At 27.3% G+C, this 16663-nt stretch carries 16 protein-coding genes and 1 pseudogene; 1 reads left to right on the top strand and 16 read right to left on the bottom strand.

The window, feature by feature from the left end; genetic code table 11:
* Nucleotides 1–82: 82 nt before the first annotated feature.
* Nucleotides 83–646 carry an alkyl hydroperoxide reductase subunit C gene (gene ahpC, locus BGI42_RS15730; RefSeq protein ID WP_069681276.1) on the bottom strand — a complete coding sequence of 188 codons (564 nt, stop codon included), beginning with the start codon at nucleotides 644–646 and terminating at the stop codon, nucleotides 83–85.
* 520 nt (nucleotides 647–1166) lie between these two features.
* On the opposite strand from ahpC, the gene BGI42_RS15735 reads away from it, so the two are divergent.
* Nucleotides 1167–1946, top strand: coding sequence for a carbohydrate-binding protein (locus BGI42_RS15735; RefSeq protein ID WP_069681277.1), 780 nt, complete (start codon nucleotides 1167–1169; stop codon nucleotides 1944–1946).
* A 116-nt stretch (nucleotides 1947–2062) separates the two neighbouring features.
* Here BGI42_RS15735 and BGI42_RS15740 read toward each other — a convergent pair whose 3' ends face one another.
* From BGI42_RS15740 to BGI42_RS15810, 15 genes and pseudogenes are all read right to left on the bottom strand, one after another.
* On the bottom strand, nucleotides 2063–3148 hold the full coding sequence (locus tag BGI42_RS15740; protein WP_069681278.1) for a BtrH N-terminal domain-containing protein: 1086 nt from the start codon (nucleotides 3146–3148) through the stop codon (nucleotides 2063–2065).
* Nucleotides 3149–3225: 77 nt separating this feature from the next.
* Entirely contained in the window at nucleotides 3226–4041 is an 816-nt protein-coding gene (locus tag BGI42_RS15745; protein WP_069681279.1) for a MerR family transcriptional regulator, read from the bottom strand.
* Between the two features lie 633 nt (nucleotides 4042–4674).
* Nucleotides 4675–5427 (bottom strand): alpha/beta fold hydrolase, encoded by a 753-nt coding sequence (locus BGI42_RS15750; RefSeq protein WP_069681280.1) that lies wholly within the window; start codon nucleotides 5425–5427, stop codon nucleotides 4675–4677.
* 192 nt (nucleotides 5428–5619) lie between these two features.
* On the bottom strand, nucleotides 5620–7230 hold the full coding sequence (gene tnpC / locus BGI42_RS15755; protein WP_084023860.1) for an IS66 family transposase: 1611 nt from the start codon (nucleotides 7228–7230) through the stop codon (nucleotides 5620–5622).
* Between the two features lie 110 nt (nucleotides 7231–7340).
* Nucleotides 7341–7691 carry an IS66 family insertion sequence element accessory protein TnpB gene (gene tnpB, locus BGI42_RS15760; RefSeq protein WP_069679810.1) on the bottom strand — a complete coding sequence of 117 codons (351 nt, stop codon included), beginning with the start codon at nucleotides 7689–7691 and terminating at the stop codon, nucleotides 7341–7343.
* On the bottom strand, nucleotides 7679–8011 hold the full coding sequence (gene tnpA, locus BGI42_RS15765; protein ID WP_069679809.1) for an IS66 family insertion sequence element accessory protein TnpA: 333 nt from the start codon (nucleotides 8009–8011) through the stop codon (nucleotides 7679–7681). Before tnpA ends, tnpB begins: the two co-directional genes overlap by 13 nt.
* Before the next feature lie 143 nt (nucleotides 8012–8154).
* Nucleotides 8155–8430, bottom strand: coding sequence for a CD3324 family protein (locus BGI42_RS15770; protein WP_069681281.1), 276 nt, complete (start codon nucleotides 8428–8430; stop codon nucleotides 8155–8157).
* Nucleotides 8431–8620: 190 nt separating this feature from the next.
* Entirely contained in the window at nucleotides 8621–8776 is a 156-nt protein-coding gene (locus BGI42_RS15775) for a DUF1062 domain-containing protein (protein WP_084023929.1), read from the bottom strand.
* 30 nt (nucleotides 8777–8806) lie between these two features.
* Nucleotides 8807–9217, bottom strand: a complete 411-nt coding sequence (locus BGI42_RS15780) for a peptide deformylase (protein WP_069681282.1) — start codon at nucleotides 9215–9217, stop codon at nucleotides 8807–8809.
* Between the two features lie 461 nt (nucleotides 9218–9678).
* Nucleotides 9679–10488: an MATE family efflux transporter gene (locus BGI42_RS15785; RefSeq protein ID WP_069681283.1), complete on the bottom strand. Its 810-nt coding sequence runs from the start codon at nucleotides 10486–10488 to the stop codon at nucleotides 9679–9681.
* Between the two features lie 70 nt (nucleotides 10489–10558).
* Nucleotides 10559–11080, bottom strand: coding sequence for a cysteine hydrolase family protein (locus tag BGI42_RS15790; protein WP_069681284.1), 522 nt, complete (start codon nucleotides 11078–11080; stop codon nucleotides 10559–10561).
* Between the two features lie 169 nt (nucleotides 11081–11249).
* Nucleotides 11250–12545 carry a DEAD/DEAH box helicase gene (locus tag BGI42_RS15795; RefSeq protein ID WP_069681285.1) on the bottom strand — a complete coding sequence of 432 codons (1296 nt, stop codon included), beginning with the start codon at nucleotides 12543–12545 and terminating at the stop codon, nucleotides 11250–11252.
* Between the two features lie 234 nt (nucleotides 12546–12779).
* Entirely contained in the window at nucleotides 12780–13823 is a 1044-nt protein-coding gene (locus BGI42_RS15800) for a Fic family protein (RefSeq protein ID WP_069681286.1), read from the bottom strand.
* Between the two features lie 175 nt (nucleotides 13824–13998).
* Complete coding sequence (locus BGI42_RS15805) at nucleotides 13999–15009, bottom strand: polysaccharide deacetylase family protein (protein WP_420825944.1); 1011 nt, start codon at nucleotides 15007–15009, stop codon at nucleotides 13999–14001.
* A 241-nt stretch (nucleotides 15010–15250) separates the two neighbouring features.
* Nucleotides 15251–16395, bottom strand: a pseudogene (locus tag BGI42_RS15810) (AAA family ATPase); the annotation flags it as partial.
* Between the last annotated feature and the right edge of the window lie 268 nt (nucleotides 16396–16663).

The following is a 16663-nucleotide window of genomic DNA, read 5'->3' on the forward strand; positions in this document are numbered from 1 at the left end:
TAAACATTTTAAAATAATCTATAAAAATCTCTTTAAAATATTTAGATTTAATAAAAGAGTGGATAAACCACTCTTTTATTGATTAAAGTTTTCCTATCAAGTCTAAACTTGGCACTAATGTTTCTTCTCCTGGTTTCCACTTAGCTGGACATACTTGATCTCCATGTTCTGCAACAAATTGAGCTGCTTGAACCTTTCTTAATAGTTCTTCTGCATTTCTTCCTATTCCATTATCATGAATTTCATAAGCTTTAATTTCACCTTCTGGATTTATTATAAATGATCCTCTTAATGCTAATCCTTCTTCTTCAATCATTACTTCAAAATCTCTAGTTAACTTTCCTGTTGGATCTGCTAACATTGGATATTTAATTTTTGCTATTGTTTCTGAAGTGTCAGCCCACGCTTTATGAACAAAATGAGTATCTGTTGATACTGAATAAACTTCACATCCAATTTCTTTAAATTTTTCATAATTATCTGCTAACTCTCCTAATTCTGTTGGACATACAAATGAAAAATCTGCTGGATAAAACACAACTGCTGACCAGTGTCCTTTTAATGAATCTAAATTCACTTCTACAAACTCTCCATTGTGATATCCTTGAACCTTAAAATCTGAAACCTTTTTATTTATTAATGACATAACTTTACCTCCTAATATTTTAAATTTATATTTAAGTTTATAATTTTTCAAACATCTTATGTAATTAATAATAATTATTAGTTAGTAATTTGTCAACACTAATTTTATTTAAAAAATAAAATTATCTACTTATTAAATAATTATGATAATAAGTAAATAGTTTTATAATTTAACCAATTTTTATTTCTTTATTTTACACTTGATAAATTTTTCAATTTTTTCAGCACACTTAATAGCACTTATCATCTCTTCTGCTGTAACATCTAATTGATATGTATATCTAACTTACACACCATATGTTTCACTGATCTTATGTAAATATTAGGACACAAAAAATAATAAATCAAAGATAGATTTTTATAGCATCATTTATAAGAAATATTCAAAATAATCTTTCTTATAAGTTTTGATAATTTTGTATTTATTGTGTAAAATATAATTATATTGAATTTTTTACAATTTAGTTGTAAAATATAAATCATTTTACAAAAATGTATTTATTTTAGAAGGAGATGGATCAATGAAAAAATTTAAAAAAGCACTAAGTATGTTAGTATCTGTATTTATTTTTACTGGTATGTTAATGATAAATGGTGTTTTAAATCAAGGTGTACAAGCTGCTGAAACTAATAAGGTAAGCAGTAATTTAAATGTAGAAGGAAACTCTTCAAATCTTCCAGTACAATTGTACTATGCAAAATATATTAACTGTGGTTATTATGGTGGAGCTGTAGAAGGGGCTATATGTATAAAAAATCTTGCATATGATAAAAAAGTTATAGTACATTATGCATCAGGAGAAGGTAATTCATGGAAAGATAAAGAAGCACATTATGTAAAAACAAATCCAGATGGTTCAGAAGTTTGGAGTTTTCGTATAGCTTTTAAAGGATTATTTACTGCGTTTGCTATTAAATATGAAGTTAATGGTAAAACTTATTGGGATAATAATAATTCTAAAAATTATAGTGTTAATTATGAATATGATGAAGTTGCATTAGGTAAAAGTAATTCATGTGTAATATATTCAGGTTTAAATCCACTTTCAGGAAAATTTTGTGTAAAAAATACTGGTAAAAAGCCAACTAATATAAAAGTTCGTTATACTGAAGATAATTGGAAAACATATAAAGAAGCAACCATTAAACCAGCAACTAATTATGTAGATTCAGTTTCCAATTATTATTTTAATGCAGATGACTGTAAAGAACTTACAAAAGAAATTAAATTTGCTTTATATTACGAAATAGATGGTATTGAATATTGTGATGATAATTTTGGTTCTTATTACAGAGGATAGTCTAAGTTACGCTTAAAAACATATTAAAAGTCACAAAAAGGGGCTGTCGTACTAAATATGAACTGCTCCCTGTCAAGTAGGCAGTAGAAAAAAATAAAAAGATTTTACATGGCCAATTACTTTCGTGATTGGCCATAATTTATTCCCTCCAGTATATTTTGATATGCTTTTTCTTCAATATCTGCTATCTCATTAATCATATTGGGTAATCTGTTAAGCTCTTTACTTTCTTTCATCAAGTATCCTACTATTAAATCAGTCATCTCTTGAATGATAGTACCACTCTTAATAAAAAGATTTCCTGCTACTTTCCACTGTTCAAAACCATATTTTTCTCCTAATGTCACCAATAATTCTCCATATTCTCTTCTAGCTGCTTGATGTTCTACTTCATCCTTGTCCTCTATCATACGTAATTTATTAGGGATAATTGGAACAGTACCTGTAAACACAACAATGTTTCTAAGTGCTGTTTCATACTCTTCAACAGTTAATTCATCTTCCCAACTAAGGATTTCTTTGCTGAGCTTTCGCATACCAGATATCCCAACAAACCCCACATTAGAATTAAGCATTTCTTTTGCTTTTTCATAAAATCCACTTATAGCAATTTCCCTAACACTCTTAATTTCTTCATCAAACTCTATTAGGCATATTGAATTTTTATCAGATATAGACGTTTTTTCAATATTAAGAGCTTTTTTAAGAGTTTCATACTCAATTTTTTGCATATCCCTAATTCCACAATCATACACATATGCACACTGCTCTTCATCATCATACCCAACCATTAATATATAATGAATTGGTATATGTTCTTTACAATAAAATTTCGGGTAATAATCTAAATAATACATATCTAAACATCCAAGAATAACAGGTCTTTCATTATTAATCTGTTCCTTTGCTCTTTTCATTATATAGTCAAATTTTCTACCTTCTATATGTTTATATTTAAATCCTATAATATCATTAATTGACGAATACATTTTTTTAGTTCTTCCATCATTCCATGAGACCATTCTTCGCATATCTCCATCTCTAAATTTTAAGTATACAAATTTTCCTATCCCACTTAAACAGAAGAAAAAATAATCCGGTATATCCTCATCTAATCTTGTTTGATATAAATCTTCGATACCATTCCACATACAAGTATAATCACAAACTTTGTGTCTTAATTCAATTACATTCTTAGGCATATTTTCATCACTCTTTCTATAAAATTTTACTTTCTATAGAAAATCATATACCCTCGTATTATGCTAGAGTCAATCCCTTATCTTTTTTTAACTGGAAAACATACCTCTGTAATAAATTTTTCTTCACTAACTTCATGCTCTGGAGAAATATAATAAATATTAAATGCAGGTCCACAAATTTCAAGCCCATTTTGTGTTATCCATTTAGCCATATAGAGATTTATATCTTTAAGCCTACTGTAGCCACCTTGATATATCAATGAAGCTATTTCACAAGATGGTATACTATAAAACTTCACAATGTCGGTATCTTCATAAGTATTCTCAACTAATCTTTGAACCTCAACATCTATGTAGTTCTCATCAAAATTTATTTCATGCTGAATAGCAATAGAATAATTTGAATCCGAAAATTTAATATTTATCTTTTCACATTCATCACCAAGTATTTTCCATAACCTTCCCTCTTCATGAAATTCCTTTATTTTCATTCTTAAGCTTGCAACTTTTCTATCAGGGATACATTTAGTTATTATGGATAAAACTTGTTCCTTTTCAGTAGTTAAATCCTTTAATGCATTCTCCATTTGTGTTAGCTGTTTTCTAATTACTTTTACCTCTTGTTCTTTAACTTTAATTTTATTTTTTAATATTTCTTCCAAATTATCTATTTGCATTTCTTGCAATTGCAGTTCAGCTATTTCTTTTAACCCAAATCCCATCATCTTTAAAGCTACAATTTGATTAGCAATTGGCAATTGATTACTTTCATAATATCTATATCCCGTTGACTTATCTATATACTTTGGTGTTAATAATCCAATTTTATCGTAATTTCTAAGCATATGAATACTTATTGATGTAAGTACTGAAAATTCACCTATTTTAAACATTTTTTATCTCCTCGCTTCTTAATTATATATCTTAAATTATACCATATATTGGATAATCTCTCTTTTATTCATGCTATATTAATTATAAAATAACCCACGATAGAAATCCTTATCGTGGGTTTAAATTGTATAGATTATATAAACTTATCCTTTAATTATACAAATTTAGTAAAAATATCACTTACTTATGATACGGTTCTCCGTAACTACCCCAAATGAGGTTTTCCCCCTTTATTCTTATGTTTATTTTCTACATAATTCTAAAGTAGAATTTAAAAGTTGAATATGGGCTACTGGTATCACTTTACCTATTGTTAGATGGAGGAGCTACTAATAAGTAACTATTAGATAATTGTCTTCTCCATATACTTTTTTAATGATATAGCCATAAATTGTTTAGTTAAATTTGAATTATTCAATAGGATGCCTCCATTTGGTTAACAGAATAAATTACTTACATATAAATTTTATCATAATGGGAGTAACACATAAATTTGGTGATATATATATCTTACCATGTGGATCAATTTCTAAAAATTCATCTAATAAATATTTGTACTCACCTGTTTTTAGTTAACTTCCTAATAATTTAAATAAATTAAGAATCCTATAGTAATTCTACACTAATATTTTCTACTCATCCAAGAACTCCATTACAACCTGTGCAACTTTCTTAGGATTAGAGATCATAACTGGATGACCACCATCATTAAATAAATACATTTGACCATTATTAATTTGTTCAAGCATCTTGGAATACGCATTTTCACAAATAGATCCAATAAATTCATCCTTTTTACTAGCAATCAAGAGTACCTTTGTATTTAATGATTTTAAGGATTTATGGAGAAATTTTTTTACTTTTATAGCATGTTCACATACAGCATTAGTATCATTATCTACAACTTGTTCCCAATCTCCTCCATGACAAAATGAATAGAAAAGCCTTGCTCCTTTATCTTGTTTTGAAATTTCTCTTTGTTTTTGTAGTTTATTGGTAAATTGAGTATCTGCAATTTCTCCCTTAAAGCTATCGGCAACTACACATTTTACTAAATCAGGTCTTTCTAATGCTACATTTAATGCAACTAAAGCACCACCACTACTTCCAATAATCTTAACTTTTTTATACTTTAAATTCTCTAATAATGTTATAACTTGCATAGCCTCATCAAACCACAAATCTACAGGAAATTTATCTATTCTTTCTGATTGTCCGTGTCCTAAAAAATCTATTAACACTATCTTGTATCTAGCTTGGTATAAACTTATTACAGATTGAAACATTTTTGATGATGCAGTATTTCCATGTAATAATAGTAATGGTTCACCAGTTCCAATTTCTTCATAGTATACATTTCTCTCTTTATATTTGAAGTATGCCATTTTTTTCTCCTTTAACTTTATATTTTTTACTACTAAGTAATATTATTTTATCATTGTATAAACTCTTATAATACCGTAAGGGTCAAAAATTCGACGCATAGCAATTATAATTCCATAATGATAAAATAAACCCAATAGAAGTGGAAAATGCTTCTGTTGGGTTTGAAAATTTAATATTATATTTAGTAGTAGTTATTTACCAACCTTAATGCGCAACACGTCGGGAAGAGCCTTTGACCAAGGCATATAATTATTTAAAGTTTCTTTTTCTTTAGACTCTGTATTAGCTAACATATCAAATAAATATACTAAATATTTTTCTACTATTAAACCGTTGGCTTTAGCGGTTTCAATTATGCTATAAATTAAAGCACTTGATTTTGCACCTTTTGCTGTATTTGAGAAAAGCCAGTTTTTTCTACCAATAACAAATGGTTTTATTGCTCTTTCAGCTCCATTATTATCTATTTCTAAAGATCCGTCTTCTAAAAGTGTTTTCATATCAGATAGAAGCTTTCTAGTATAGTCAAGAGCTTTACCTAACGGACTTTTTGGAAGAGCATTTTTTATTTCTCTCTCCACATATTCTTGAAATTCATTAAGAATTGGCGCTGACTTTTTAAGCCTTATTTTATATCGTTTTTTATAGTAATCTTCGTCCTTGCTATAAGTTTCCCTTAAGTCTTTTTCTATTTTATAAAGTTTTTCACAATAATTAAACCCTATTATAGCACGTGATTTTTTTAGGGCTTCTTCATCTAAGTTTACTATTATTTCATGATATTTTCTTCGGATATGAGCTAGGCAATATAATCGTTTCACATTTTCGACTCTATTATATCCGGTATACCCATCTGTTTGAAGATATCCTGAAAATCCTTTCAAAAATTCTTTAGGACAAGAGCTAGATCTTGTATTCTGATAGTCATATAAAATAATTGGATCTTTTAAAGCTCCAGATTTATATAACCACATATATTTCTTGGACTTTGAATCCTTACCGCTATCATTAATAACCTGAACGGTAGTCTCATCAGCTTGTATATAATTTTTCTTTAAAAGTTGTTCTTTCATAATATCATATACAACTTGAAGTTCAGTAGCACTATTCATTATCCAATTAGATAATGTTTGTCTTGAAAGATTTGCACCTAGCATCTTAAAGTAGGTTTCTAATCTATATAAAGGCATTGCATGCTGATACTTCATATTTATGACATGAGCTACTAATTCATTTGATGCCATACTTTTATAAAATATAGTATTAGGTAATTTTGTTGAAATTATGTTTGCAACACCTGCTTCCGCTTCGCAAGATTTGCAAGCATAACTATATGTAATATGTTCTTCTATATAAAGTTTTGCTGGTATGTATTTTAATACTTCCTTTGATTTACGTCCAATAACAACTAAAGAATTATTACATTTGCTGCATATTGCTTCATTTTCTTCAAGCTTATGTTCAACAATGATTCTTTCTAAATTTGCTAAATTATCTTTCTTGCCAATGTGTTTAGATGACTTAGTTCTTGTATAAGCAATTTCCTCCATTGTTGGCTCAGCCATTTTAAAGTCACAGTTATTTTCAGCATCGTCAAAAAGAGACATTTGATTAGAATCTACCTGTTCACTAGATTTTCCAAATATCTTTCTATTTTTATTAAGAATTTGACCTTTCAAAAATGCTAATTCAGTTTTAAGATTTTGAATTTCTGAATCTTTTAACTCAATTTCTCTTTCCATTTTCGAAATCAATAACTGTGTTTTTTCATCAAGTTGATTGTTTAAATTTAAGCCATCCATTTTGTTACCTCTCAACAATTTTTATAGGTATATTATACCATAAAACCCTTGATTTTAGAAGAGCTTGCTCACTTTTAAATCAAGAGTTTCTATTTGTAATTTCAAATGTTTTAGTAACAATTTTTTTCTTTTATAGGCTTAAATTTTGATGTAGTTCTAACTTCATATCCTTTAAGTAGCCAACTTAATTCTTCTTTATTTACTTTCATTGCTTCTTCTTTAGTCATAGGCCATTTCAACCTATTATTTTCAAGTCTATGATAATATAGCCAAAAACCTTCATCAAAATGTAATATTTTTAATCTATTCATCGACCTGTTACAGAAGACAAATAGAGCTTTTTCAAAGGGATCTAACTTTAACTGTGTTTGAACGATCATAACTAAACCATCTATACTTTTTCGTAAATCTGTTATACCACAAGCTAAATATACAGTATCTACTTTATCTATATTAAGCATGTTTTACTAAATTCCCTAAGTATATTTGATAACAAAGCTATTTCATTAGCCGGTATAAATATTTTAGCTTTGCCAATTTCTATCTTAATCTCAGTAGCTGATTTAATATTATTAGTTACTGTTAATATATTTGTATTATTGTTTTCTAAAGCTATAGCTTGAAATGTCGTATTATTCTCTTTCTCAAATTTCTTTCTGTAATAGTAAAACTGACTTCTACTAATACTATTTTCTTTACAGAAACTATCTAACGTCCCTTCGTAAGAAGAAAACTTCTCTACAAGTTCTCTCCATTTCACATCTGTTCCTTTTTTAACCATAACAATTCCTCCTTGTTATATTTTAATGCAATTTTAACAAGAAGGTTTGGTATTATCTAGACAGTAATTTTTTTACGCTTACATAATACCTCATACTTTTTTATGAATAAAAAATGTGCCATAATTTTTATGGCACATAATTCTTACTTCTTATTTTTTTCTTGTCTAATAATGCGTTGAATACTTTTTTCCACTAAATAATACTTTTCTGATAACTGTTTAATGCTTATTCCATTCTTGTACTCCTTATAAATACAAAAGTTTCTATGATCAATATATCGTTTAGTCTCTGTATTCTCTCCCCATGATTTCTTGTTACAATATTTTCTAGGAATATATATATATTCCCCATCTATATATTTTTGTACTTCGTCTAGTAACTTTGTTGGTAATATCTCATTTGCATTTTTATAGCCCATTATGCTCCTCCTAATCACTTAATCATAGGATTAGCAAAGGCTATTACATTTGTTATTCTAATTATAATATGCAATAGCCTTTGCTATGCATATATCCAAATCCCCATATTCTCTGTACCTTCTTTCTATAAAGTTTACTGTTATTAACTAATTTAAATTATTATATCATATTTTATGCATGTTTTTTATTTTACTTCTTGAAATTCCAAGTTGATTTGCATTTTTCACATTGATAAATCAGCCAAATATCAATATTATTTTTATTTGCATTTACTCTGAATTTTCCACTATTTATATAATGTATCTTTTCATTACATTTATTGGGTTGGTGCCTGACCCCTAACATGACAAAATTTCTTTCACCTTAATTTTTTAATTAGATTATTATACCTTCAAAATGATCCATTTCATGTTGAATTATTTGTGCTGTAAATCCAGTAAACACTTGCTTTTGCTTCTTAAAATTTCTATCAAGATACTCCACCTCTATCATTTCATATCTCTTTGTTTTTCTAAAGCCAATTAAAGATAAACAACTCTCTTCTGTTTCATAAAGCTTTTCTTTCTTTAATATAACTGGATTTATCATAGGTACAATAAGGTTGCCTACAGTAAATACCAATATACGTTTTTTTACTCCAATCATGTTCCCAGCTAATCCAACACAATGCTCTAAGTTTGCTTTTAATGTATCTATTAAATCATCAATTACTACTATATCATTTTTAGTTGCATCTTCTGATTTTTGTCCTAAAAACAATATATCTTTTACAATTGGTTTTATCATAATTTATACCTCTTTTTCAGTTATATTTTTTATATTATAAACATCAACCATTCTTTTCACTTAATATATATTCTTAACTCAAAAAATTATAGCATAAACCAATGACACTTTTAATACCATTGGCTTAATTTTATTATTTCAAACGCTCCTATTTATTTTGGTTGTCCATAGATACGCTTCTCCGTATCATAAATAAATGTTAATTAATGTGTAAGGTTATTTTTCTTTATATATTAATTTATTGATAGAATGTTGTATATATTAACATTCTACTAAAACATAGACTAATATAAAATAAGAAGGTGTACCACTAATAAATACTCCTTCTTATTTGCTTAAATTAAAAGCATATTTTCTAACTAATTCTTTATCATTAAAAAGAAATGTAGATTCATTCTATTACATCTTTGCAATTACAGTCATTATTATACCCATTACAAAGTTAAGTGTGAAATTTATATTTATTGATTTTGAAACTGTCCATTATTTATATTTTCCTCTTCTATACATAAAGCATTATTCTTTTTAATTAAATACATACTTATAATAAATGTCATACATTCAGCAAATGGTATTGTAAGCCATACTCCACTCATTCCTATAATTATGGGAAGTATATTTATACCTAAAATTATAAATACTATCCCTCTACTTGCTGCTATTATAATAGATCCTCTAGCATCTCCTATTGCTGTAAAATATCCTGAATTAATTATATTAAATCCACATATTAAAAAGGCAAATGCATATATTTTTGATCCATTTACGGCTAGATTTACTACATTTTCATTTCCACTTACAAACAATGACACTAATTGTTTTCCAAATACAAATAATATAAAGAATAGTATTACTCCAACAATTAAATTTATCTTTGATGCTAGCTTTAAAGTATCATTTAATCTATCATGTTTTTTATATCCATAGTTATAACTAAGTATAGGTCCTATTCCATCTGATATACCAAACATTATAAGTATTCCAAATTGAGCTACATAATTTATTGTTGTAAATGCTGCAACACCAGCTTCTCCAGCTATTTTCATAAATGTCATGTTAAATACATATGCAGTTATAGCAGCTGCAATTGAATTAACTCCTTCTGATGAACCATTGTATGCTACAGGTAGTATTACTGATTTGTCAAATTTACCACTAAATATATTTACCGTATTCTTTTTATTTAACATAGGAAGTACAACTATAGAAAATGCTGCTACGTATAAAAATAATATATTAAAATTTAAATAAACCTTATCATTTAGTCTCAAATGATAAGGTTTATTCTAGATATAAAATTATTCTAATTTTCATTTTATTAAATTATAAATTGGGATTTGACTATTTCATTCTTTTAATTGTTTCATCTAGTGAAATACATTCTGCATATCTATATTTCCACATAAATTCATTGTAATATTTGTAACTTTCCTCTGAAGACATAAACTTATTATCAACTGTTGTATTTGAATAAGCTGGAACTATAATATTAAATCCATGTTCAAATCCACATTTTATAGTAGCATCAATACAATAATCTGTTTGAAGCCCTACAATAATTATGTCTTTCTCACCTTTGTCCATTAAATATTCTAATAAACCAGTGCCTTTAAAAGCACTATTAACCTTTTTATCAAATATTTTTTCTTCTTTCATTGGTTGAAATTTTTCATATATTTCAAACTCATCAGTTCCTTTTGTTAATTCACTTCCTATGCCATCATCATGACGTACATATATTACTTCAATATTATTTGTCCTAGCCTCATGTATTATTTTTCTAACACTAGATACAAACATATCAAATTCATATAATTTTTCATTTGTTATTAACTTTTGTGTATCAACCACTAATAAAACCATTTTTGTCTCCCTTTTAAATTACTATTTATTTTATAATTAAAAGTTAATTATCATTTATTTTAATTCTTTTTATCATAACATATTTTGGAATACTCTAGTGCTAAACTTATTATATTTTATTATTTATAATAAAGTATTTCAGATTCTTCCCTATAAATAATGCTAAAAACTATTTAGCTTGTTGAATTCTACCACTTTGTTTTTTTCCTTGCTGGCTACCATTACCGTTCTTTCTTTTTTTATTAGCATACCAATTTCTTCTTGGTTTTCTAGAACCAGTACCCTTCTTATCTGCTTCTTTCTTTTGAGCAGGCTCCCTGGTTATAACTATTTTTTCAAATTCAACATTATCCATTACAGGAATGTTCTTTCCTATTACCTTTTCAATATCCTTAAGTGCATTTCTTTCTTCAATATCACAGAATGATAATGCTACTCCACTATGTCCAGCTCTACCAGTTCTTCCAATTCTATGTACATAAGTTTCTGGTACGTCAGGTAAATCGTAATTTATAACATGAGATAAGCCATCTACATCAATTCCTCTTGCAGCTATGTCAGTTGCTACTAAAACTCTTATTTTACCTTCTTTAAAATTACTTAAAGCAAGTTGTCTTGCATTTTGAGATTTATTACCATGAATTGCTTGAGACTCAGTTCCAGTCTTAACAAGATCTTTTACAATATTATTTGCTCCATATTTGGTTCTTGAAAATACTAATAATGACTTAATAGATTCATCTTTAAGAAGATGAACAAGTAAAGACTTCTTATCTTTCTTTTTAACAAAATATACTCCTTGAGTAATAGTATCTATAGTTGATGAAACAGGCGCTACTTCAACTCTTATGGGGTCTTTAAGAATACTATTTACTAAATTCTTAACTTCTGAAGGCATAGTTGCTGAGAATAAAAGATTCTGTCTAACCTTTGGTAACTTAGCTACTATTTTTTTTACATCACGAACCATTCCCATATCAAACATACGGTCAGCTTCATCTAATACAAAATGTTTAACATTACTTAAATCAATATATTTTTGATTTATTAAATCAAGTAATCTACCAGGAGTTGCGATTAAAATATCCACTCCTTCTCTTAATATTTTAGTTTGAGGTTTTTGTGATACCCCACCAAATATTACTGTATTTTTAATATTAGTGTGTTTACTATAAAGATTAAAATTCTCTTCTATTTGAATTGCTAATTCTCTAGTTGGTGCTAATATTAAAGCTTGTATTGTTCTTGATTCATCTGATTTCTTTTTATTTTTTGCAATGTTTTGTAAAACAGGAATAGCAAAAGCTGCTGTCTTACCTGTACCTGTTTGAGCACATCCTAGAAAATCTTTTCCCTTTAATAATGATGGAATTGATTGTTCTTGTATTGGTGTAGGATTTGTGTATCCAGCTTCTGTTAAAGCTTTCTGAATTGGTTCTATTATTTTTAAATCTTTAAATAACATTTTTTCTCCTTCTTAGGGCATTATAAAAATTCATTACCCTCATAAATTATATTATTAAAATAAACTCTTATATTTATTTCTTTACAAAAAAACAAAAAAACACCAGCTATATGTAAGTAACAAACCCATACTTATAGCGAGTGTCTCTCGTAATTATTATACAATTATTTTAATAAAATAGCATCACTTATTTATTAGAATATTATTTTTATTTTACATTTAGCAATTGAATATTTATAATTTTTTCCACTTAGTAGTCCTTCCCTTACCTACAGCTTCAATTTTCCCTTCAACTTTCAACTTCTCAAACACTCTATTTATAGTGGCTTCTCCTACATCTGGACATATAGTTCTTATTTCATTCTTAGTAAAATACCCTAACTTTCCTTCTATAGCCATTTCTATTCTTTCACTCTTACTGCCCTTAGTATTTTCAATACAGCCTACTCTATCCTCTAATTCTTTATATGCTTTTATGATAACTCCAAGAAAATATTCAAGCCATATATACAGATTATTTCTCCCATCATGCCATAACATTGATGATTTATTCAGTGCTTCATAGTAAGTTTCTTTGCTATCCTCAATAATTTTTTCTAGACTAATAAATCTTCCAACCTCAAAACCACTTTGATACAAAAGTAAAAGAGTTAATAATCTAGACATTCTTCCATTTCCATCGTTAAAAGGATGGATGCAAAGAAAATCTAATATAAATGCAGCTATTAAAACTAATGGCTCTATCTCCTCTTTTGCAATCTCCTTTCTATATTCCACGCAAAGTCTCTCCATATAGCTTGGAGTGCTAAAGGCATCTACAGGCTTAAATCTTATATATTTAGTTCCATTAGGCAATATTTCTTCAATCACATTATCAATATTTTTATAGTTTCCACCCTTAGCTGATGAAAATTTGTATAAATCTCTATGTAATTGTAATAATACAGATGATTTTATAGGTATAGCATCAAATGCACTATGAATAGTATTTAGCACATCTCTATACCCTGCTATTTCACTTTCACTTCTATCTCTTGGCTCTATTTTGTTATCCATTAGTTCACGTAATCTTTTATTTGAAGTATAAATACCTTCTATTCTATTAGATGATTCTGTACTTTGTATAACGGCTACATCTTTAAGTGTATTTAATATTTGAGGTGATTGCTTTTTATACAAATCTTGCTTTCCCTTATATTCATTTATAGTAGTTAACATTCTTACTATACTCATCGGTAACGCTAAGTTATTCAATTTATTATTTTCAAAAGAAATCATTTCATATCTCCCTTATTTATATTATATTTATTATTATCATTTTATCATAAATATAATCATTTATACTTAAATGATTATATTTTTTATTAATATAATATATTAAAATTCAAATAAACCTTATCATTTAGTAGTAAATGATAAGGTTTATTTTTAATGTGAAATTATTTTAATTATCTTAACTAGGAAGTTCATCTAAAGTTTTAAATTCATAACCTTGGCTCTTCCAATCTTTAATCAAACTGTCTAAAATAGTTGCATTAGTTTTAGATACAGCGTGAAGTAAGCAAATCATACCATCACGAGTATTTTTTAAAAGCTTTGCTTTAGAAGATGCAGGATCAGGCTGATTATCTACATCGTAATCTTTATAAGCAAGAGTAAAAAATATAGATTTATAGCCAAGTTTTTGAGTATAGTAAAGTGACAATTCACTAAAAGTTCCTTCTGGTGGTCTAAAATATTTTGACATTTTACAACCAGGAACATTATTTACTGCATCTTCTACTTGAGTAATTTCAGAATTAAAAGCAGCTTCATCTGTAAATGTAGGCATAGATTTATGATGAACAGAATGATTACCTATTATATGTCCTTCATTACTCATCCTTTTTAATAAATAAGTATTTGAGGCACCATTAAAACTACCAGTTACATAAGGCTTGGTTACAAAGAAGGTGGCATGTACATTATTTGCCTTTAAAGTATCAAGAATACTATCTGTATAGCCATTTTCATAACCTTCATCAAAAGTAAGATAAATAATTTTTTTTGAAGTATCTCCAAAACCATATGCTTTATATTTAGACAAAAGTTCAGCACTATCTCTTGTTGAATATAACCATGACCACCCTATTGCTTTAGTACTAAGTGATGAAATATTAGATGATACTTTTGTGGTAGTAGGTTTTTGAGTTGAAGTAGATTTCTCTTTAGGAGTAGACTCTACTTTAGATTCAGACTCTGTTTTAGAATTAGATTCTACTTTAAGATCAGATTTTACTTTAGGAATATCTTCTTCTTTATCAGAAGACTTTAAATCTTCTATGGGCTTTTCAGTAGTAGAATCACTAGTTATTTTTCCATTACTTGAAACGTCTATGTTCGTATTATATTGATTTTCATTTGCCATCCCACATCCTGACAAAAGTAAAGATAGAGTTATGCATAAAGCTAATTTCTTTTTAATCAATTTTTCTCCTCCATATTTTTTAATTTAACATGGCTTTATCTATAGTATTATAATGTAATACTTATTATTATTGTTATAATTACATTATACAACATTTTATTACAAATTTTCACTTAAAATAAGATTATAATGATTAGAAAATATTGGTTTTTTAGAAAAAATCTCTCTTACTTATGATACGATTCAACACTCCATAAGTAAAAAAGATTAGATTTTCTCATATACAATATAATTAGTTTAACATTTTCTTAGAATTTTCTATTATCTTGGAAACATATCCAAAAAATTTATCTCTTAAAGCTTTTTCAAACTCTTTCATTAATTCTTTATTAGGAATCTTTAAATATCCATCATAATATGATAATAAACCTAAAACAATCATAGCTGAATATATTTCTTCCTTATTTCTTGGAGCTCCTTGCCCTGCTCTAAATTCTTCATCAATTATAATATCTATTTCTTCTCCTGATACCATTTCTATAACATCATCTCTTATATCTAAAGTGTTATATTTCAAATATTCTGCTACTTCATCCATAGCACCTGTATTGGTCCAATAACTCTCACAATGATTATTTTGCAATGCTTTAACAACTGATCTAGGATTATATACTTTGATTCCCAATGCTGTTAAATATCCATTATACCAGCTTTCAAGTTGTTCAAAGCTTAACTCACCATTTATTGCACATAGAGTCTTTACTTCCTCTTCAGTAAAACCAAAAAATTCTCCAAAACTCCTATCTCTTAAGAATGTATATTCATCAAACATATTAAGTGCAGAACCACTTGAATATTTTTTAATTGGTAAAACTCCTGTCATATAGCAAAGTGCCACATATGGTTGATCTTTTAAAAGGTTTCTTAAAAATTCTAAGAAATCATTTTCATTTTCTTGAAATAAGTTATTATTGAAAATATAGTCCCATTCATCAAAAATAAATATAAATCTATCATTTGTATGACTTAACATATGGCTAATATTATAAAACTCTTTTATTTCTATATCTGGATACATTGTTTTTATATCATCTATTATTCCATTTTGAATTATAGCAATATATTCATCATAGGTTTTGTATTAAAACTTATATTTATTACATTGTATTTATTCATATGCTCTTCATAACTATTAACTTTACTTATTTTAAGTTCATCAAAAATTTTTTTTGAGTCTACAGCTTTAGAATAATATGCTCCAAGCATATCTACAACACTTGATTTCCCAAATCGCCTTGGTCTTGTAACACATACATACTTACTTTTAGTTGATATTTTTTCATTTAATAATTCTATTATTAATGATTTGTCAACAAAGTACTTTTCATTTATAAGCTCTTTATAATTTTTTAGTGGCCTATCTGTGTTTAAATACATAGGCAAATTATCATCTCCTTCCTTAGTTTGTTTCTCATTATAGTATACTTATTATAACATAAGCCAAATATACTTTTAATATCATTAGCTTAATATCGTTCTTTTAAACATGCCTTTTAATTTTGCTTCTCCAAAGATACGATTCACTTTTTTGTTCAATCAATTCTTTTTTGTCCATAATGCATTCATTCTCGTACTCATTAAAGCACTTAATACCAAAAAATTAGGTGTCAACTCAAAGCTGACACCTAATAACTTATTTTAGACTTATGAA

Source organism: Clostridium taeniosporum (genome assembly GCF_001735765.2).
GTDB lineage: Bacteria > Bacillota > Clostridia > Clostridiales > Clostridiaceae > Clostridium > Clostridium taeniosporum.